Raw genomic sequence first — 18,677 nt, forward strand, 5'->3', positions numbered from 1 at the left:
GGCGTCATGTACCAGGAGTTCCAGCGGGGTCAGATGTTCTTCGAGGCGAAGGACTACGCGGGCGCGGCCCGTGTCCTGGCGCCGGTCGTGGAGCAGGAGCCCGGCAACCGCGCGTCGGTCGAGCTGCTCGGCCGCGCCTACTTCCACAGCGCCCAGCTCCGGCGCGCGGAGGAGACCTTCCGCGCCCTGGTCGAGCTCGACCCCGGTAACGCGTGGGCGCACGAGGCCCTCGCCCGGACGCTGGAGCGCCAGAACCGCGGCGCCGAGGCCGCCCCCTTCCGCGCCCTGGCCCGCGCCATGGGCGTCGACCCCGCCGACGGCACCGAGATGTCGGTGACGGCGGGCGACCTGGTGGGCTGAGGCCCTCAGCCCGGGTCCGGATGGTCGAGCGGGAGCCGCAGGAGGAAGCGGGCTCCCGCTTCGCCGTCCGGGCGGTCGGTGATGATGAGCGAGCCGCCGTGCGCCATCGCGATGTCGCGCGAGATGGCCAGGCCGAGGCCGGTGCCGCCGGCGTCGCGGTGGCGGCTCTCGGCCAGGCGGGTGAAGCGCTCGAAGATCCGGTCGCGGTCCGCCAGCGCCACGCCCTTGCCGTCGTCGGCCACCTCCACGACCGCGCTCTCGCGCCCGGTCGAGCGGACGGTGACGGTCACCGCGGACTCGGCGTGCCGGTCGGCGTTGTCGATCAGATTGGTCAGCAGCCGTCCCAGCTCCGAGCGGCCCCCGCGCACGAACACCGGGTCGTCCGACCAGACGGTCACCCGCGCCCGCCGTGGCCGCCGCAGCACCTCCTGGTCGGCCAGCTCGCCCAGCTCGACCCGCTCGCTGGGCAGGCCGCGCTGCGAGTCCAGCTGCGCGATCGCGAGCAGGTCGTCCAGGACGGCGTGCAGCCGCTCGGCGTTGCGCAGCACGGCCTCCAGCGTCTCGCGCACGTCCGAGGAGTCCGGCTCCGACATCGCCAGCTCCAGCTCGGTCCGCAGCCCCGTCAGGGGGCTGCGCAGCTCGTGCGAGACGTCGGAGACGAAGCCGCGCTGCCGCGCGACGGCCTCCTCCAGCCGGTCGAGGGTGGCGTTGACGCTCAGCGCGAGATGCCCCACCTCGTCCATGCGGTCAGGCACCGGCACCCGGCGCTCCAGATCGGTCGCGGTGATCTCGTCCAGCTCGCGGCGGATGTCGTCCACCGGGCGCAGCGAGCGGCCCACCGACCGCCAGGTGCCGATCCCGATCAACCCGGCGATCAGCGGGACGAGCAAGGCCAGCAGCGCCGCCTGCCCCGGACGCGGGAACAGCCCCGGCTCGGGGGCCAGCGAGTACACCCGCTCGTGGGCGGGGGCGTGCCCCGTGATGAACTCCACGACCAGGAAGCAGTCGCCGCCCGGGGCTTTGATCTCGCAGCTGCGGAAGTCGCGCCGGTTGTCGCCCTCGTCGTCGTCCGGGGACGACGACGCGCTGATCGGCGGGTAGCTCTCCATGTCCGGGCTGGTGGCCATCAGCCGTCCGTTGAGGTCGACGACCTGGATCAGCTCGCGGTCGCCGGTGTAGAGGGTGCGCTCCAGGTCGCCGCTGAAGATCCGGGCCACGATGCGGCGTCCCTCGCGGCCCAGATCGCGCCTCAGCTCGTCGGCCTCCTGCTCCCTGATCTGCACCAGCATCAGCGCGCACAGGGCCGTGGCCAGCAGACCGGAGATCACGACCGCCGAGATCGTGACCCGCGTCCGGATCCGCGGGTGCCGCAGCGACTCCCGCCACATCCGGCTCATCGGACCCGTGGAGCGGTGGCGGGTATGGGGACCACCTCCAGAGTCGGCTGCCGGTTCCCCAGAAGCCTTCCCTGAACAGGGCAAACGCCGTCTGATCCCCGGTCAAAGGATCAGTCGCCGTCCAGCCCCCAGCGGCTGCGGATCGCGCGGTCGACCACGCCGAACAGCTGGTCGATGACGATGCCGATGACCAGGATGACGAGCATGTAGGAGATCATGTCGGCGGTGTTGTTGAGCTCGCGCGCCTGCGAGAGCAGGACGCCCAGCGAGGTCGTGTCGCCGATGATGACCAGCAGCTCGCCCGCCATCAGGCTCCGCCAGGCGAACGCCCAGCCCTGCTTCAGGCCCGCCACGAACGACGGCAGCGAGGCCGGCATGACCAGGTGCCGGTAGTGGTTCAGCCCCCGCAGGCCCATCACCTTGCCCGCGCGCAGCAGGATCGGCGGCGTGTAGTCGACGCCCGCGATCAGCCCGTTGGCGATGGAGGGCGCGGCGCCCAGCACCACCACGAAAAGGATCGCGCTCTCGCTCAGCTGGAACAGCAGGATCGCCAGCGGGAACCACGCGATCGACGGCATCGTCTGCAGCCCGGTGATCAGCGAGCCGAACGCGCGCCGCAGCACCCGGAACTGCGAGACCAGCGCGCCGACCAGCACGCCGATCGCGATCGACAGCGCGAAGCCGACGACGGCGCGCTGCATCGTGAGCCCGACGGCGGTCCAGAACCGGCCGCTGGTGACCTGGTCCCAGAAGACCGGCAGCGTGTCGGCCGGGCCGGGGAGCACCCACGGGTCCTTCCAGCCGCTCCACACCACGGCCTGCCAGGCGCCCAGCGCGATCAGCACCGCCGTGATCATCGGCCAGACCGCCGACCAGACCTTCAGCAGCGGGCTGACGCGGGTCGCGCCGCCCAGCTCCAGCGCGTCCAGGCCCGCCAGCTCGCGGTCGAGCGTCGCGCGGTTGGCGGGCGCGGCCTTCGACGCGGTACCGGTCTCAGGAGCCATGGCGGACGACCTCCTCGCGCAGCCGGTCGGTGATGGACGCGGCCAGCTTGGCCACCTCGGTCGAATCGATGCGGCGCGGGCGTTCCATCGGCACTGGGAACTCCTGAACGACGCGTCCGGGACGGCTGGACAGCAGCACCACGCGGTCGCCGAGCCGGACCGCCTCGCGCACGTTGTGGGTCACGAACAGCACGGTCAGGCCGCGCTCGCGCCAGATGCGCTCGATCTCGTCGTGCAGCAGGTCGCGGGTCATCGCGTCCAGCGCGCCGAACGGCTCGTCCATCAGCAGGACCGTTCCGCCGGAGCCCTCGACGCCGTCGGTCAGCGCGAGCGCGCGCGCCAGCGCGACCCGCTGGCGCATTCCGCCCGAGAGCTGGTGGGGACGCTTCCTGGCGAAGCCACCGAGATGCACGGAGTCGAGCAGCTCGCCCGCGCGGTCGCGGCGCTCCTGGCGGGCGACGCCGCGCATCTTCAGGGCCAGCTCGATGTTGCCGGTGACCGTCAGCCACGGGAACAGCGCGGGCTCCTGGAACATCAGCGCCACCCGGGCGTCGCCGGTGTCGATCGTCCCGGCGGTGGGACGGTCGAGGTCGGCGACGAGGTTGAGCAGCGTGCTCTTGCCGCAGCCGGACGCGCCCAGCAAGCACACGAACTCACCCGGGGACACGTCGAGGGAGACCTGATCGAGGGCCAGGAGCGCGTTGCCCTTGGTCCCGAATGCTTTGGAGACGCCCGCGAGCCGGACCGCCGAGGCGGTCCGGCTGGGGGCGGCCGTGACGGCCTTGCTCATTTGTCGCTGACCTGTGCCTTTCCACTCGCCTTGAGGACGCTGTTCAGGGGGCCCAGGTCGTAGATGCCGGTCAGGTCGACCTTCTCCAGAAGGCCGATCTCCTCGGCGTGCCTGGCGCCTTCGGTGAGGGAGCTGGACACCGGGTCAGTGGTGAAGGTGATCTCCTTGAAGGAGGAGTCGAGCACCTCGGGCTTGAGCGGCTTGCCGCTGAGCTTGGACAGCTGGTCGTTGACCGCGGCCTTGGCCTCGTCCGGCTTGCCGTTGATCAGTTCGGTGCTCTCGACCACGCCCTGGAGCAGCTTCTTCACCTGGTCGGGGTTCTTCTTCGCGAAGTCCTGCCGGACGATCAGGTGGGTGATGACGAACTTGCCGCCGGGCCACAGCGACTTCTCGTCCAGCAGCTTCTTGCCCTTGCTCTCCAGGATCAGCCGGGACGCGAACGGCTCGGGGACCCAGGCGCCGTCGATGTTGCCCTGGGCGAAGGTCTGGAGCGTCTGGGCGTTCTCCTGGGGGACGACCTTGACGTCGCCGCTGCCGTCCTTGTTGGCGGTCAGGCCGTTCTTCTTGAGCCAGTGACGGACCGCGACGTCCTGGGTGTTGCCGAGCTGCGGGGTGGCGATCTTCTTGCCCCTCAGGTCCTGGACGCCGTTGATGCCGGGCTTGACCACCAGCGAGACCCCGCCCGAGGCGGCACCGGAGATGATCTTGATGGCCTTGCCGTGGGACTTGGCCCAGGCGTTGATGGCCGGGTTGGGGCCGACGAACGTGGCGTCGACCGCGCCGGAGAACACGGCCTCGACGGCGGCGGGGCCCGCGTTGAACGTGGAGGTTCTGGGGGCGGCGCCGAGGTGCTTGGCGAAGATGCCCTTCTGCACGCCGACCAGCGCGGTGGCGTGGGTGACGTTGGGGAAGTAGCCCAGGCGGAGCGGGCCGGACGCACCGGACTTCCCGCCCTCGTCGTCGCCACAGGCGGTGAGCGTCCCCGCGGCGGCCAGGACGGTCAAGGCCGCTGTGGCGGCGCGGAGGCGGAGTGTGCGATGCATTGTCACTAATCCCTACTTATCAAGTGTGTTTGATGGAAGTAGTAGATAAGGTTGGCAATGACTTCGTCAAGTCGCTGGACCGCAAGGTTCGGTGACTTGGCCCATAACGGTCGGATCGGCACCCGGTGTGCCGGTTGGTCGCCGCCGAGCGGGCGCGGATAGGCTCTGAGGCTGGAAACACAGCCGCACCAATCAGGGAGATGCCCGTGTCGTCGATCGAGGCCGTACTCGCCCGGGAGATCCTGGATTCCCGTGGCAACCCGACCGTCGAGGTCGAGGTGCTGCTCTCCGACGGCACCGAGGCCCGCGCCGCCGTGCCCAGCGGCGCCTCCACCGGCCAGTTCGAGGCCGTCGAGCTCCGCGACGGCGGCGACCGCTACAACGGCAAGGGCGTGCGTGAAGCCGTCCAGGCCGTCAACGAGACCATCGACGAGAAGCTCGTCGGCTACCCCGCGTCCGAGCAGCGGCTGATCGACCAGCTGCTGATCGACCTCGACGGGACCCCCGCCAAGTCCAAGCTCGGCGCCAACGCCGTCCTCGGTGTCAGCCTCGCCGTCGCCAAGGCCGCCGCCGACTCGGCCGGGCTGCCGCTCTTCCGCTACGTGGGCGGCCCCAACGCGCACCTGCTGCCGGTGCCGATGATGAACATCCTCAACGGCGGCGCCCACGCCGACACCAACGTCGACATCCAGGAGTTCATGGTCCTGCCGATCGGCGCGCCCACCTTCTCCGAAGCCCTGCGCTGGGGCGCCGAGGTCTACCACGCGCTCAAGTCCGTGCTGAAGAGCAAGGGCCTGAACACCGGCCTGGGCGACGAGGGCGGCTTCGCCCCCGAGCTGCCCAGCAACCGCGACGCGCTCGACCTCATCCTGGAGGCCGTCGGCAAGGCCGGCTTCACCCCCGGACGCGACATCGCCCTTTCCCTCGACGTCGCCGCCAGCGAGTTCCACGCCGACGGCACCTACACCTTCGAGGGCAGCAGGCGGTCTTCGGCGGACATGGCGTCCTACTACGGCGAGCTGCTGGCCAACTACCCGCTGGTCTCCATCGAAGACCCCCTCGACGAGGAGGACTGGACGGGCTGGCAGGCCCTCACCGCCGCCGTCGGCGACAAGGTCCAGCTCGTCGGCGACGACCTGTTCGTCACCAACCCCGAGCGGCTCGCCCGGGGCGTCAAGGAGTCCTCCGCCAACGGCCTGCTGGTCAAGGTCAACCAGATCGGCACGCTCACCGAGACCCTCGACGCCGTCGCGCTGGCCCACAACAGCGGCTTCCGCTGCGTGATGAGCCACCGCTCCGGCGAGACCGAGGACACCACGATCGCCGACCTGGCCGTGGCCACCAACTGCGGCCAGATCAAGACCGGCGCCCCCGCCCGCAGCGACCGGGTCGCCAAGTACAACCAGCTCCTGCGCATCGAGGAGCTGCTGGACGACGCGGCCCGCTACGCCGGCGCCGCCGCCTTCCCGAGGTTCACCCAGGCCTGATCCGCTCACCAGAGGGGCTTCCCTTGGCGCAGGACGACGACCACGAGCACCCCCGGGACGACCACGACGGTCCCCCGGGGGACGGTGCCCGTCGCGGAAACCCGGCGCTGACCAGCCGCGCCGCGATCCTGGCCGTGGTGGTCTGCGCGATCGCGCTGAGCCTGGCCTACCCCGTCCGGGAGTACATCGCCCAGCGGCAGGAGATCGCCGAGCTGGAGCACAAGGAGCGCGTCGCCCAGAAGCAGGTGGAAGAACTCGCCCAACGCAAGCAGCGGCTTGGCGATAAGTCGTACATTGAGCGTGAGGCGACGCGCCGGCTGCATTACTGCAAGCCCGGCGTGAAGTGCTACATCGTGCTCGACGGCACGGGAGGAAACGGCCGCCAGGCCCGGCAGGGCGGCCCCGAGGCCAAGCCGCCGTGGTACCAGACGCTCTGGCGCTCGGTGGAGAGCGCCGACAAGGCGCGCTAGCAGCGGGTGTGTCAGCGGATCGGACGATCCGTGAGGTGGGGACTCGACATGATCGACGAACAGGACGAACGCGCCGTCGCGGGCCAGCTGGGGCGCGAGCCCCGGGGCATCCGGCGGGTGGCCCACCGCTGCCCCTGCGGGCTGCCCGACGTCATCGAGACGTCCCCCCGGCTCCCCGACGGGACGCCGTTCCCCACGCTGTTCTACCTGACCTGCCCGAAGGCCGCCTCGGCCATCGGGTCGCTGGAGGGCAGCGGCATCATGCGCGACATGCAGGCCCGCCTGGCCGCCGACCCCGAGCTGAGGGCGGCCTACGAGGCCGCCCACGCCGACTACCTGAACCGCCGCGACCAGGCGACCAAGGAGGACGGCATCGAGCCCCTCCCGTCCGGCATGCAGAGCGCGGGCGGGATGCCCGAACGGGTCAAGTGCCTGCACGCCCTGGTGGGCCACGAGCTCGCCGTCCCCGGCGCCAACCCCTTCGGCCGCGAGGCCCTTTCCGCCCTCCCCGAATGGTGGCGCGCCGGCCCGTGCGTCGCCGAAAGCCCCGACCCCGAGGAGGCCACGTGAACCGCGTCGCCGCCGTCGACTGCGGCACCAACTCCGTCCGTCTCCTGATCGCCGACCTCGCCCCGGACGGCACGCTGACCGACGTCGAGCGCCGGATGGAGATCGTCCGGCTCGGCCAGGGCGTCGACCAGACCGGACGCCTGACCCCCGAGGCCCTGGAACGCACCTTCGCCGCCATGCGCGGCTACGCCGCCCTCATCACCCGGCACGGCGCCGAGAAGGTGCGCGTGGTGGCCACCAGCGCCACCCGCGACGCCGCGAACCGGGCCGACTTCGTCGCCGGGGTCGTGGAGATCTTCGACGTCGTCCCCGAGGTCATCACGGGCGACGAGGAGGCCGAGCTGTCCTTCACCGGCGCCACCCGCGAGCTGGCGGCGCTGCGCCCGGTCGGCCCCTACCTGGTGGTCGACATCGGCGGCGGCTCCACCGAGTTCGTCCTCGGCGGCTCCCACGTCGAGGCCGCCCGCTCGATGGACATCGGCTGCGTCCGCATGACCGAACGCCACATGCGCGACGCCGACCCGCCCTCACCCGAGCAGATCACCGCCGCCGTCGCCGACATCGACGTCGCGCTGGCCACCGTCCGCGAGTCCGTCCCGGTCGACGAGTCGCGCACCCTGGTCGGCCTGGCCGGCTCGGTCACCACGGTCTCCGCCATCGCCCACGGCCTGGAGACCTACGAGCCCGACAAGATCCACCTGTCCCGCGTAACCGCCGCCCAGGTCCACGAGGTCACCCGCGACCTGCTGCACGCCACCCGCGCCGAACGCGCCGCCCTCGGCGTCATGCACCCGGGCCGCGTCGACGTCATCGGCGCCGGCGCCCTCATCCTCGACCGCATCATGCGCGAGTACTCCTTCGGCGCCGTCCTCGTCAGCGAACACGACATCCTCGACGGCATAGCCTGGTCCCTCGCCTAAACCCCCACCCGCAGGGCGGTTTCGTTCCGCCACAAACGCGTATTGCGGGGGTCAGCGGGGGCGGCGGGCGTGGCCTACGGCTTCGAGGAGGGCGGGGATGAGGACGGCGTTGGGGTTCTGCTGGGGGACGTAGAGGACCGGGGTCGAGCCGCTGGACTGCTGGATCCAGACGCGGCCGCTCTCCATGACGGCGCCGGAGATCGTTGACCAGCTGAGCGAGACGCGGTTGCCGCGGACGCCGCCCGGATGCACGGTGAGGCCCTGGGCCAGGTCGACGGACTCGCCCGCCAGGACGCGTCCGGTCAGCTCGGCGACCATGCGCGGCTCGGCCATGCGGCGGCACATGTCGACCAGGCCCAGCCAGAGCTGTTCGGGGTCGAGGTTCTGGCCCGCGACGGTCCAGGGCTCGATCACGATCTCGACGCGGGGGCCGCCCTGGAAGGGGTGGCGGCCCACCTGGAAGATCCATTGCAGGCCGGGGCCGTGGCCGTAGCCGCTGGGCAGCCCGGCCGTCCAGTAGGCCACCCACTCGACGTGCGTCCAGGCCAGGGACGAGTGCCCGTAGGAGACGACCTGCTCGTCGGCGTGCAGCAGCATGCCGCGGACGCTGGCGTCCAGCGGGCGGACGGCGGGCTCGCGCATCCACTCGGGCTGGCCGAACGGCTGCTGTTGCTCCTGGTACACCGGTGCCGGAATCGGGGTCTGCCGCTCGCGTTCGCGCTCCATCCGTCGGCGGACGGGCTCGGGAGGCTCCGGATTGAGGTTGTCGGTCCACTGATGCCCGTCCCACCAGCGCAGGCTTCCGCTGCCGTGGGGATCGGGGTACCACCCCGGTTGGGTCAAAGGCCGCCTCCGCTTCACCCGGCGCCGGAGCCGCCTCCTTGACCGGCGAACCGCATCGTATCGAGACGGGACGTCCCGCATATAGAGCTTTCGGTTACAGCGCATGACGCGGTGTGTGTGCCCGGAGCGACGTCCGGCGGCCGTGCGAGGATCGGCGGCATGGAGAAACCACGCGCTCCGTTCGTCCCGCCGGGGACGGGATGGCCCGACGACCCGGCCGCGCCCGGCACACCCGTCGCGCACACGGCGGGCGAGGTGCTCGACCTCGCCGAGAAGGCGTCCGGGCTCGGCGAGCTGTGCGCGCGGCAGTCGGTCTGCCGAGCCTGCGACCGGCTGGTGGCCTGGCGGGAGAAGGTGGCCGTCGAGCGGCGCCGCGCGTTCGCCGACGAGGAGTACTGGGGACGTCCCATCGCGGGCTGGGGCGACGACGAGCCGCGCATCCTGATCGTGGGGCTGGCGCCCGCCGCGCACGGCGGCAACCGGACCGGACGGATCTTCACCGGCGACCGCTCGGGCGACTGGCTGTTCGCCTCGCTGTACCGGGTGGGGCTCGCGTCGCAGCCGACCAGCGTCCGGGCCGGTGACGGCCAGCGCCTCATCGACACCCGGATGGCCGCGACCGTGCGGTGCGCGCCGCCCGACAACAAGCCCACGCCCGGCGAGCGCGCCACCTGCCTGCCGTGGCTGGCGCGCGAGGTGTCCGAGGTCGCGCCGAGCGTCCGGTGCGTGGTCTGCCTCGGCGGATTCGCCTGGCAGGGCGTCTGGCCCGCGCTCAAGCAGGCCAGGTACACGGTGCCGCGCCCGCGTCCCGCGTTCGGGCACGGCGTGGAGATCGAACTCGGCGCGCCGGACGGCCGGACGGTCGCGATGCTGGGCTGCTACCACCCCAGCCAGCAGAACACCTTCACCGGGCGCGTGACCGAGGAGATGCTCGACGCGGTCTTCACCCGTGCCCGCGCCCTGGCCCGTTGACCGCGGACGACGCGAGCGGCGTCCATGCCTGTCATCGCAGGGCGGAGGAAGCGTGTGGGGTGGGGCGGCAATGCGGCCAGACGCGTGCGCTGACTGCGGCCGGGGCGTGTTCGTGGCGATTCGTGGGCTGGGCGACGCGAGGAACGGCGGGCAGGGCCTTGGTCAAGCGGCGGCCCGGGATCGCCCCCGAGACGACCCCCGAACCGGTTCGCTTGACGCCCCCGTCCGGCCCTGGCCGCCGTTTCTCGCGTTGCACCATGTGAGATGCGGGTGGGTGCGCAGTGGTTCGCCGGACGACGGGGGTTTTCTCCCCGATTTTCGATCGGGGGTGTGATCGCTCAGTTACGGGTATCGCCCCTCTATGTCAACGGAGGACATCGTCATCGTCGGCGGAGGCTACGTCGGCCTGTACACCGCGCTGCGCCTGCAGAAGAAGCTGCGCACCGAGCTGAGGCGCGGGGACGTCGCCATCACGGTGATCGATCCGCAGTCCTACATGACCTACCAGCCGTTCCTGCCGGAGGCCGCGGCGGGCAACCTGGAGCCCCGCCATGTCGTCGCGCCGCTGCGCAAGGTCCTGCGGCGCTGCCGGATCCTGAACGGGCACGTCACGTCCATCGACCACGCGCGGCGTCGCGTCGCGTTCCGTCCCGAGGGCGGTGGGGAGTCGCGCGAGATCCCCTACGGGCGCCTGGTCGTGGCGGCGGGCTCGATCTCGCGCACGCTGCCGATCCCCGGGCTCGCCGAGTGCGGCATCGGCTTCAAGACCGTCGGGGAGGCCATCTACCTGCGCAACCACGTGCTCAGACAGCTCGACACGGCCGCGTCCATCGGGGACGAGAAGGCCAGGAGCCGCGCCCTGACGTTCGTGTTCGTCGGCGCCGGGTTCGCCGGGGTCGAGGCGCTGGGCGAGCTGGAGGACATGGCCCGCGACGCCTGCAAGTGGTATCCCGGCATCGACCCCGGCGACATGCGCTGGATGATGGTCGAGGCCACCGACCGCATCCTGCCCGAGGTCGGGCCCGAGATGGGCCGCTGGACGGCCGAGGCGCTGCGCCGCCGCGGCATCGAGGTCCGGCTGGAGACCCTGCTCAAGTCGGCCGAGAACCAGCACATCGTGCTCAGCGACGGCGAGGAGTTCGACGCCGGGACGCTGGTGTGGACGGCCGGGGTCAAGGCGCATCCCGTCGTGCGCGAGAGCGACCTGCCGATCGACGACAAGGGACGCGTCAAGGCGACCGCCGAGCTCACCGTCGAGGGCCTCACCGGCGTGTACGCGGCCGGGGACAACGCGGCCGTGCCCGACCTCACCGACGCGGGCGACTACTGCGCGCCCAACGCCCAGCACGCCGTCCGGCAGGCCAAGCGGCTGGCCGACAACATCGTGGCCGACCTGCGCGGCAAGGCCCGCAAGCCGTACGTGCACCGCTACGTCGGGTCCGTGGCCGGGCTCGGGCTGCACAAGGGTGTGGCCAACGTCTACGGCATCAAACTGAAGGGCCTGCTCGCCTGGTTCATGCACCGCACATACCATCTGTCTCGGATGCCGACCATCAACCGCAAGATGCGGGTCACCGCGGACTGGACGCTCGCGCTGTTCTTCCGGCGCGAGATCGTCTCTCTCGGTGAGCTGCAGCGGCCCCGCCAGGAGTTCGAGCAGGCGGCCGGGAGGCGCCGCGCGGACCACTAGCGGCTGAGAGAAGGGCGGGTCGGGTGAGGAACGACGGGATCGCGTCACGGCTCGCGCCGCTGCTCACCAGAATCCTGCTCGGCGAGGGTCGCGAGGCCGCCGGCGACCTGCCGATCCGCGTGCGCGCCTGGGACGGCAGCACGGTCGGGCCGCCCGGCGCGCCCGCCTTCGTGATCCGGCACCGCCGGGCGCTGCGGCGCCTGCTGTGGAAGCCGGGGGAGATGGGCCTGGCGCGCGCGTACGTCGCGGGTGAGCTCGACATCGAGGGAGACGTCTTCGGAGCGCTCGACGCCGTCCAGCGGGTCATGCGCAGCGGCGACGAGCCGATCAGGCTCAGCAGCGACGACAAGCGCGAGATCGTCCGGACGGCCGTCACGCTCGGCGCCGTCGGGCCCGAGCCCAAGCCGCCGCCCGAGGAGTTCCCGTCGGGCGCGCCGGGGCCGCTGCGCGCCTCGGCGGCGTTCTTCGCCCGGCTGCTCGGCCCGTCGATGGCGCACGGCAGCGGCCTGTGGGCCGACGCGGTCGATCTGGACGCCGCCCAGCAGGCCGCGCTGAACACGCTGGCCGAGCGGCTTGAGCTGCTGCCGGGCCAGCGCGTCCTCGACCTCAACGCGGGCTGGGGCTCGCTGGGCTGCCACCTGGCCGAGCAGCTCGGCGTCCGGGTGGTGGCGATGACGCGCTCGCCCGAGCAGGCCGAGTTCATGGCCGAGCGCGCCCGGGCCCTCGGCGTCGCCGAGCTCGTCGACGTCCGGGGGTGGGACCTCGCCGAGGCTGGCGGCGGCCCCTACGACGCCATCGTGGGCATGGCGGGGGCCGAGACGCTGAGCCACGAGATCGCGCCCATCTACGACCTGCTCGCCCCGGGTGGCCGCCTCATGCTCCAGCAGCCGGTCAGGCGGCCCGGCCCGCACCAGATCAGGCGGACGTTCACCACCAGCTACATGTTCCCCGAGGACGGCGAGCTGCTGCCCCTCGGCGCCCTGGTGGCGGCACTGGAGGACGCCGGGCTGGAGATCAGGGCCATCGGCGCGCTGCGCGAGCACCACGCCCGCACCCTGCGGGCCTGGGCCGCCAACCTCCAGCGCCACTGGGCCGAATGCTCCGACCTGGCGGGGGAGGGCGTGGCCCGGGTGTGGCTGCTGTACCTGGCCGCGTCCGCGCTGGCCTGCGAGAGCGGGCGGATCGGCGTCCACGAGATCTGCGCGATACGCCGCGACCGCGACGGCCGCGCGGGCGTGGCGCTGCTCGACACGCCCGCCGTCCGGGGCGTCCCGTTGGGTTCCTGAGGCAAGGAACCGTATGGTCTCCCGCCATGGGAGGTAAGATCAACAAAATGCACAACGGGGCTTGAGCTGGGCATTCCATGATCGTTACGCGTTGTGCGCCTCGATTTGGCGCAAAAGCCGTCTCGGTCGAATATCTGTTGCCTGAGTGACCAATGGGTCTCGGTATGATTGCGCCGCCCCTGTAGCCCAATGGCAGAGGCAGGCTCCCTAAAAGAGCTTTTGTGTCGGTTCGAATCCGACCGGGGGCACCGACCCCGGCCGGCGTCCGTCTGGGACGCCGGCCGGGACGAGATTGAGACGACACCCGCCGGGAACCCCGATGACGTCCCGTCCGTCTAGAATGATCGGACAGGTCAGCCATAGTGGAGGCTCCGATGGAGAGCAGGAACCCCGCGTTCCGGGGTAACAACTTCGGGCAGCAGGCGGGGGGCTACGGCGCGCCGACCCCGCAGCAGTTGCAGGACATGTACAACGCGCCCTCCTACGCGCCGCCGGCCGAACGGGCCATGACCATCGACGACGTCGTCGTCCGCGGCTTCCTGACCCTGGTGACCCTGGTCGCCACCGCCGCGCTCTCGTGGGTCCTGGTTCCCGCCAAGCTGGCGCTGCCGGTGCTGGCCGTGGCGATCATCGCCCAGCTCGGCATCTGGGCGTTCATCACCTTCGGCCGCAACAAGGCCAACGCCGGCACGGTGATCGCCTTCGCGGCGATCTACGGCGTCGCGGTGGGCATCATCAGCAACGCCTACAACGACCTGTACCACGGCGTGGTCTTCCAGGCCGTGATCGGCACCGCGCTGGCGTTCGGCGCCACGCTCGCCGTCTACGCGCTGCGCATCGTGCGCGTCACGCCGAAGTTCACCAAGTTCGTCCTGGCGGCGGGCATCGGCCTCATCGGCCTGATGCTGGTCAACCTGGTCGTGCAGATCTTCGGCTCCGACAGCGGCATCGGCATCCGCGACGCGAGCAACCCCCTGGCCTACGTGTTCAGCGTGGTGGCCATCCTGGTGGGCTGCTTCTTCCTGCTGCTCGACTTCGACGCCGTCGAGCAGGGCGTCCGCGCCCAGGCTCCGGAGAAGTTCGCCTGGTACTGCGCGTTCGGCCTGGTGCTGAGCCTGGTCTGGATCTACCTCGAGCTGCTGCGCTTCCTGTCGTACTTCTACGGGCGCGACTGACGCCCGCCCGCTCCCGAACTGCGATCAGCCCCTGCCGGAACCCTCCGGCAGGGGCTGATCGGTTGCGGGGCCGGCTCGGCGCCAAGGTCGCACCGCTGGACGGTTGCGACTGCGGGGGTCATCCGTTGGCGGGCGCAGCCCCGGCGAAACTCGCGGAAGTCTGTTGTGTGTGAGGTCGATCAGTAGTGTCGCGCGCGCCGGGTGCGTTCGTGTTCGCGCACCAGCGCGGTCGCGTAGCCATGCGAGATGCCGTGCTCGTCGGCGAGCCAGTTGCTTCGCTCATCACAGCGTAGGAACGAAGGGCCGTTCTCGATGGTGGAGAACCACTCGGGGATGTCACGTCCTGTGACTTTCGGGATGCGTGCGATCAGCTTGCTGTGCGTCTCCGGCGAGTGGCTCAGGGACATAGGCACCTCCATGAAGCGGGGCTCTTCCTGCTGACTCTGCAACACGACTTCAAATGTGACAACCCCCTAACGGGGGTCTATCGAGCGCGTTACGTAGATCCTTTCTTGCCCGCCCTTGGTTTAGTGAAAACGCAGGTGGGCAGGCGCGGCGCCCCCAGGCCCCGCACCCGCCCACCTGACGGTTCAGTTCACGCGGTGGTCACCGTCCAGTCGATCGATCCAATGACCGACTGGGCCGGACGCCGCTCGCGGTACAGCCTCAGCTCAGTCGCTCCAGGACCATCGCCATGCCCTGGCCGCCGCCCACGCACATGGTCTCCAGGCCGAACTGCTTGTCGTGGAACTTCAGGCCGTTCAGCAGGGTGGAGGTGATGCGGGCGCCGGTCATGCCGAACGGGTGGCCGACCGCGATGGCCCCGCCGTTGACGTTGAGCTTGTCGTGGTCGATGCCGAGGTCCTCGGCCGACGGCAGCACCTGCGCGGCGAACGCCTCGTTGATCTCGACGAGGTCGATGTCGGCGATGGTCATGCCCGCCTTGGCCAGCGCGCGGCGGGAGGCGTCCACCGGGCCCAGGCCCATGATCTCGGGGGACAGGCCGGTGACGCCGGTCGAGACGATCCGGGCCAGCGGGGTGATCCCGAGCTCGGCGGCCTTGGTGTCGCTCATGACGACGACCGCGGCGGCGCCGTCGTTCAGCGGGCAGCAGTTGCCGGCGTTGACCGTCCCGTCGGGGCGGAACACGGGCTTGAGCTGCGACACCTTCTCGTAGGTGGTGCCGGGACGGGGGCCGTCGTCCTTGCTGACCACGGTGCCGTCGGGCAGCGTGACCGGCGTGATGTCCTGCTCCCAGAACCCGTTGGCTAGGGCCTTCTCAGCCAGGTTCTGCGAACGGACGCCGAACTCGTCCTGCGCCTGGCGCGACAGGCCGCGGATCTGGGCCACGTTCTCGGCGGTCTGCCCCATCGCGATGTAGATGTCGGGCAGGGCGCCGTCCTCGCGCGGGTCCTTCCAGACCTCGGAGCCCTCGGCCTCGCGCGCGGTGGTGCGGGCCTGCGCGTCGGCGAACAGCGGGTTCTGGGTGTCGGGAAGGCCGTCGCTGCTGCCCTTGGCGAAGCGGCTGACGGTCTCGACACCGGCCGAAACGATCACGTCGGCCTCGCCCGCCTTGATCGCGTGCAGCGCCATCCGGGTGGTCTGCAGCGAGGACGAGCAGTAGCGGGTGATCGTCGCGCCGGGGACGTTGTCCCAGCCGAGCAGCACCGACACCACGCGGGCCAGGTTGTAGCCCTGCTCTCCGCCGGGCAGGCCGCAGCCGAGCAGGAGGTCGTCGATCTGGTCGGGGCCGAGCTGCGGCACCTTGGCCATCGCGGCCTTGATCATCTGAGCCGTCAGGTCGTCGGGACGGATGTCCTTCAGCGAACCCTTGAACGCGCGTCCGATCGGCGAGCGCGCGGTCGCGACAATGACTGCCTCGGGCATGTGGTGTCTCCCTGTTCTGTGCGGCCTGTCTCCGGCGACCGGCGCCCGTCGCGGCATCGCGTGTTACTCACCGGTCACAAGCAATGTAGCCGTTGGCCCGGACGACGTACACGGCGGGCCCGGCGTTTGTTGACAGGACGTCTAACAGGGCTGGTCTCAGGCCCCGTACATGCCTGGGGCCGAGCCCTTGGCGTCCTTCACGGCGTGCATCACGCCGCTCTCGTCCCGCCATACCCGCCAGCCGTCCACCGCACCCGTGTACCACCCGGGAGGCGCCCCCGGGGACGGGACCTTCTTGCCCGTGGCGAGGTCATACGCGCACAGGGGAGCGATGGGGTAGAAGCCGCGCTGCCCGGTGATGCGGAGCTCGGCCGGGGTCACGGTACAGAACGACCACGCGCGCAGCTTCGCGGCCGGGACGGGGGCGGCGCTCTTCAACTCGTAGGCGCTGCCCGCCTTGCCCTGGGCGAGGAAGCCGAGCTTGGTCAGGTCGGACGGGAACGACAGCCACCAGGCGCTGCGGGGCGTCCTGTCACCGGGGATGACCGCGGTCGTGCGTCCGGTGCGCGGGTCGAGCTGCTCGAACCCGCCGTACGTCCCGGCGGGCGTCACCTGCCGCGTGATGAGCGCGACGGCCGGGTTGGCGCTGGGGTAGACGCGCAGCAGCCGCTTGCGCACCCAGGCGGGCTTGCCGTCCGACAGGCGCAGCCCGAAGAACCCGAACGACGACAGGGCCCTGCCCTTGCGGGCCTGGTAGGGGGCCATGTAGCTCACCAGGACGTCATTCGGCGAGGGCGTGGTGCCGGTGAGCGCGCCGAACGCCCAGCCGCCCGACAGGTTCACCCCGGTGCCCACGGCCCGCTCGACCGGGAACGTCCACAGCACCCGGCCGGACCTCAGGTCGCGCGCCTCCAGCGTCGGATGCTGGGCCATCCGGAAGAACACCGCCTTGGAGTGGTCCGCCCATTCGACCTCGGCGATGCCCGGCATCGACCAGGACGACCGGCCGGTCGCCGGATCGAGCGCGACGAACCGGGCGTTCTTGCGCGCGGTGGACTCCGACAGGCACACGTGCGTGCCGCAGCGCACCGGGCCGAACGTCGAGTCGACCGGACGGGCCCACCGCTGCGCGCCCGTGCGGGCGTCGCGGGCGACCAGCGTGGCCTTCCACCTGCCGGTGCGCTGCGGTTCCAGCGCCACGACCAGGCCACCGCCGGGCCCGGCGGCCACGGCCGGCGGCTGGACGCCCATCCCCGACAGCCTGCCGACCATGGTCGCGGGGCGCGCCCACAGCCTGCCGCCCTTGGCCAGGTCGAAGACCGCCGTCTCCAGCGACCCGTCGGGCCGCAGGCCGGTCACGGCGGCGACGCCGGACCCCGTGATCGGACGGCTGACGGCGTTCACGCCCTTGCCCGTCCAGCCCTGCGCGGCCTGAGCGCCGCTCGTGGCCGGGCCGCTGGAGCACGCCCCGGCCGCAAGGGACAATGTCGCGATATGTACGGGTATTGTCGCCGTGAGTAGTCGCTTCCGGGTGTGCGAGGGCATGGCGGAGACTCCTGGGGGCTGGGGCACTGTTGCCGCAGCAACGGAAAGTAACAGAGACGCTACAAAATCGGTAGCGCTTCCAGATTTTCCCCAGAACCACTGTCGTCGGACCCGCCGTTGGGGTGGACGCGCCGCAGAAGCGTCGCCCAGCGGCCCCGAGGGCCACGCTCGCGGCCCGCGACCCGCGTCCCGGCCACCTCGGTCCCGGCGGCCTCCGCCGCCTCGGCCGCGGCCAGGTAGACCGGCAGGACGCCCTCGCCGCGCCGCGCGTCCGGCATCGAGTCCAGCTCCGGGTCGAGCCCCAGCGCCGCCGCCATCGACGGCAGCATCGCCGCGGCCGCCGCCGCGTAGCCCCGGGCGGACGGGTGGTAGCGGTCGTCGCTGAACATCTCCAGCGGGTCGGCCGCGAACTCGCGTCCGAGAAGGCCTCCGATCGAGACCGACCGCGCGCCCAGTTCCACCACCGCGATCGTCTGGGCCGCGGCGAGCTGGCGGCTGGCCCGCTGGGCGATCCAGCGCAGCGGCTGCATCAGCGGCTTGACCGAGCCGAGGTCGGGGCACGTCCCCACGACCACGTCGCAGCCCACCGCCCTCAGACGCTGGACCGCCCGCGCCAGATGCCGGACGGACTCACCCGGGGGGATGCGCGCCGTCACGTCGTTCGCGCCGACCATGATGACCGCGATCCTCGGCCGCGCCTCCAGCGCCCGGTCGAGCTGCTCGGTCACCATCATCTCCGACCGCGAGCCGGAGACGGCGACGTTGGTCAGCCGCACCGGACGCCCGGCGATCGACGACAGCCCGGCCGCCAGCATCGCCGCCGGCGTCTCGTCCGGCCGGTGCACCCCCAGCCCCGCCGCCGTCGAGTCGCCCAGCACCACGAACGAGATCGCCGGGCCGGGCAGCGCCGAGCCGTAGAGCCCGTCCGCCGCCGGCGGGTCGCCGCTCGGCGTCGCCGCGATGATCTTGCGGGCGAGCTTGGCCTCAACGACCACCAAGCCGAAAGTCAGCCCGCCAAGGGCCGTGATGCCCCCGCCCCCGTATGCCGCCGCCGTCGCGATACGCCGCGCCGTGAACGCCCTGTGATTCAGGATCAAATGACAACCCTCCGTCATCGCCGGGCGAATGGGCAGCCCATCACCAGCATGCGTCACTTGCCCCGCCGCCACCGTTTTGGGCTACCGTCGAAACTGGAATCTATCCGAATCCTCATCCCTGGCAGCGCGGTACACGCGCAG

Annotated in this window: 18 protein-coding genes and 1 tRNA gene; 10 read left to right on the forward strand and 9 right to left on the reverse strand. The window is 71.3% G+C overall.

Annotated features, from left to right (window positions below; translation table 11 throughout):
• Positions 1-6: 6 nt before the first annotated feature.
• Positions 7-360 carry a tetratricopeptide repeat protein gene (locus ACQPY4_RS07235; RefSeq protein ID WP_433333705.1) on the forward strand — a complete coding sequence of 118 codons (354 nt, stop codon included), beginning with the start codon at positions 7-9 and terminating at the stop codon, positions 358-360.
• 5 nt (positions 361-365) lie between these two features.
• On the opposite strand, the gene ACQPY4_RS07240 is transcribed toward ACQPY4_RS07235, so the two are convergent.
• From ACQPY4_RS07240 to ACQPY4_RS07255, 4 genes are all read right to left on the reverse strand, one after another.
• On the reverse strand, positions 366-1,757 hold the full coding sequence (locus ACQPY4_RS07240; RefSeq protein ID WP_433333707.1) for a sensor histidine kinase: 1,392 nt from the start codon (positions 1,755-1,757) through the stop codon (positions 366-368).
• A 110-nt stretch (positions 1,758-1,867) separates the two neighbouring features.
• Complete coding sequence (locus ACQPY4_RS07245; RefSeq protein ID WP_433333709.1) at positions 1,868-2,761, reverse strand: ABC transporter permease; 894 nt, start codon at positions 2,759-2,761, stop codon at positions 1,868-1,870.
• Positions 2,751-3,551, reverse strand: coding sequence for an ABC transporter ATP-binding protein (locus ACQPY4_RS07250; RefSeq protein ID WP_433333711.1), 801 nt, complete (start codon positions 3,549-3,551; stop codon positions 2,751-2,753). Before ACQPY4_RS07250 ends, ACQPY4_RS07245 begins: the two co-directional genes overlap by 11 nt.
• Positions 3,548-4,594, reverse strand: coding sequence for an ABC transporter substrate-binding protein (locus tag ACQPY4_RS07255; protein WP_433333713.1), 1,047 nt, complete (start codon positions 4,592-4,594; stop codon positions 3,548-3,550). Before ACQPY4_RS07255 ends, ACQPY4_RS07250 begins: the two co-directional genes overlap by 4 nt.
• Before the next feature lie 206 nt (positions 4,595-4,800).
• On the opposite strand from ACQPY4_RS07255, the gene eno reads away from it, so the two are divergent.
• Genes eno through ACQPY4_RS07275 form a run of 4 tightly spaced genes read left to right on the forward strand, consistent with a single transcriptional unit; the run spans position 4,801 to position 8,041 of the window.
• On the forward strand, positions 4,801-6,081 hold the full coding sequence (gene eno / locus ACQPY4_RS07260; protein ID WP_433333715.1) for a phosphopyruvate hydratase: 1,281 nt from the start codon (positions 4,801-4,803) through the stop codon (positions 6,079-6,081).
• Positions 6,082-6,104: 23 nt separating this feature from the next.
• On the forward strand, positions 6,105-6,551 hold the full coding sequence (locus tag ACQPY4_RS07265) for an FtsB family cell division protein (protein ID WP_433333717.1): 447 nt from the start codon (positions 6,105-6,107) through the stop codon (positions 6,549-6,551).
• Between the two features lie 48 nt (positions 6,552-6,599).
• A complete protein-coding gene (locus ACQPY4_RS07270; protein WP_433333719.1) occupies positions 6,600-7,121 on the forward strand; it encodes a DUF501 domain-containing protein in 522 nt (173 codons plus the stop codon).
• Positions 7,118-8,041: an exopolyphosphatase gene (locus ACQPY4_RS07275; RefSeq protein WP_433333721.1), complete on the forward strand. Its 924-nt coding sequence runs from the start codon at positions 7,118-7,120 to the stop codon at positions 8,039-8,041. The genes ACQPY4_RS07270 and ACQPY4_RS07275 overlap by 4 nt, the downstream gene beginning before the upstream one ends.
• 51 nt (positions 8,042-8,092) lie before the next feature.
• Here ACQPY4_RS07275 and ACQPY4_RS07280 read toward each other — a convergent pair whose 3' ends face one another.
• The gene (locus tag ACQPY4_RS07280) at positions 8,093-8,884 is read right to left on the reverse strand and encodes a DUF2510 domain-containing protein (RefSeq protein WP_433333723.1); all 792 of its coding nucleotides are present in this window, start codon (positions 8,882-8,884) and stop codon (positions 8,093-8,095) included.
• A gap of 159 nt (positions 8,885-9,043) precedes the next feature.
• Between ACQPY4_RS07280 and ACQPY4_RS07285 the strand changes: the two genes are divergently transcribed.
• The 5 genes from ACQPY4_RS07285 (at position 9,044) to ACQPY4_RS07305 (ending at position 14,007) form a co-directional block, all read left to right on the forward strand.
• Complete coding sequence (locus ACQPY4_RS07285) at positions 9,044-9,856, forward strand: uracil-DNA glycosylase (protein ID WP_433333725.1); 813 nt, start codon at positions 9,044-9,046, stop codon at positions 9,854-9,856.
• A gap of 361 nt (positions 9,857-10,217) precedes the next feature.
• Positions 10,218-11,546: an NAD(P)/FAD-dependent oxidoreductase gene (locus tag ACQPY4_RS07290; RefSeq protein WP_433333727.1), complete on the forward strand. Its 1,329-nt coding sequence runs from the start codon at positions 10,218-10,220 to the stop codon at positions 11,544-11,546.
• A 23-nt stretch (positions 11,547-11,569) separates the two neighbouring features.
• The gene (locus tag ACQPY4_RS07295; RefSeq protein WP_433333729.1) at positions 11,570-12,832 is read left to right on the forward strand and encodes a class I SAM-dependent methyltransferase; all 1,263 of its coding nucleotides are present in this window, start codon (positions 11,570-11,572) and stop codon (positions 12,830-12,832) included.
• 175 nt (positions 12,833-13,007) lie between these two features.
• Positions 13,008-13,080, forward strand: a tRNA-Leu gene (locus ACQPY4_RS07300).
• 126 nt (positions 13,081-13,206) lie between these two features.
• Positions 13,207-14,007 carry a Bax inhibitor-1/YccA family protein gene (locus tag ACQPY4_RS07305; RefSeq protein WP_433333731.1) on the forward strand — a complete coding sequence of 267 codons (801 nt, stop codon included), beginning with the start codon at positions 13,207-13,209 and terminating at the stop codon, positions 14,005-14,007.
• A 179-nt stretch (positions 14,008-14,186) separates the two neighbouring features.
• Here the strand turns inward: ACQPY4_RS07305 and ACQPY4_RS07310 are convergent, their stop codons facing one another.
• The 4 genes from ACQPY4_RS07310 to ACQPY4_RS07325 form a co-directional block, all read right to left on the reverse strand.
• On the reverse strand, positions 14,187-14,414 hold the full coding sequence (locus ACQPY4_RS07310) for a DUF4287 domain-containing protein (RefSeq protein WP_433338842.1): 228 nt from the start codon (positions 14,412-14,414) through the stop codon (positions 14,187-14,189).
• A 259-nt stretch (positions 14,415-14,673) separates the two neighbouring features.
• Entirely contained in the window at positions 14,674-15,894 is a 1,221-nt protein-coding gene (locus tag ACQPY4_RS07315) for an acetyl-CoA C-acetyltransferase (RefSeq protein ID WP_433333733.1), read from the reverse strand.
• Between the two features lie 156 nt (positions 15,895-16,050).
• Positions 16,051-17,379, reverse strand: coding sequence for a PQQ-binding-like beta-propeller repeat protein (locus ACQPY4_RS07320; protein ID WP_433333735.1), 1,329 nt, complete (start codon positions 17,377-17,379; stop codon positions 16,051-16,053).
• 119 nt (positions 17,380-17,498) lie between these two features.
• Complete coding sequence (locus ACQPY4_RS07325) at positions 17,499-18,554, reverse strand: SGNH/GDSL hydrolase family protein (protein WP_433333737.1); 1,056 nt, start codon at positions 18,552-18,554, stop codon at positions 17,499-17,501.
• Positions 18,555-18,677: the final 123 nt, after the last annotated feature.

This window comes from Spirillospora sp. CA-294931 (genome assembly GCF_050946795.1).
In the GTDB taxonomy this organism is placed as follows: domain Bacteria; phylum Actinomycetota; class Actinomycetes; order Streptosporangiales; family Streptosporangiaceae; genus Spirillospora.

Coding starts and splice junctions, on each gene's coding strand:
- ACQPY4_RS07235 (WP_433333705.1), top strand. CDS start 7: ATGTACCAGGAGTTCCAGCGGGGTCAGATGTTCTTCGAGGCGAAGGAC.
- ACQPY4_RS07240 (WP_433333707.1), bottom strand. CDS start 1,757: ATGAGCCGGATGTGGCGGGAGTCGCTGCGGCACCCGCGGATCCGGACG.
- ACQPY4_RS07245 (WP_433333709.1), bottom strand. CDS start 2,761: ATGGCTCCTGAGACCGGTACCGCGTCGAAGGCCGCGCCCGCCAACCGC.
- ACQPY4_RS07250 (WP_433333711.1), bottom strand. CDS start 3,551: ATGAGCAAGGCCGTCACGGCCGCCCCCAGCCGGACCGCCTCGGCGGTC.
- ACQPY4_RS07255 (WP_433333713.1), bottom strand. CDS start 4,594: ATGCATCGCACACTCCGCCTCCGCGCCGCCACAGCGGCCTTGACCGTC.
- ACQPY4_RS07270 (WP_433333719.1), top strand. CDS start 6,600: ATGATCGACGAACAGGACGAACGCGCCGTCGCGGGCCAGCTGGGGCGC.
- ACQPY4_RS07285 (WP_433333725.1), top strand. CDS start 9,044: ATGGAGAAACCACGCGCTCCGTTCGTCCCGCCGGGGACGGGATGGCCC.
- ACQPY4_RS07290 (WP_433333727.1), top strand. CDS start 10,218: ATGTCAACGGAGGACATCGTCATCGTCGGCGGAGGCTACGTCGGCCTG.
- ACQPY4_RS07305 (WP_433333731.1), top strand. CDS start 13,207: ATGGAGAGCAGGAACCCCGCGTTCCGGGGTAACAACTTCGGGCAGCAG.
- ACQPY4_RS07310 (WP_433338842.1), bottom strand. CDS start 14,414: ATGTCCCTGAGCCACTCGCCGGAGACGCACAGCAAGCTGATCGCACGC.
- ACQPY4_RS07315 (WP_433333733.1), bottom strand. CDS start 15,894: ATGCCCGAGGCAGTCATTGTCGCGACCGCGCGCTCGCCGATCGGACGC.
- ACQPY4_RS07325 (WP_433333737.1), bottom strand. CDS start 18,554: ATGACGGAGGGTTGTCATTTGATCCTGAATCACAGGGCGTTCACGGCG.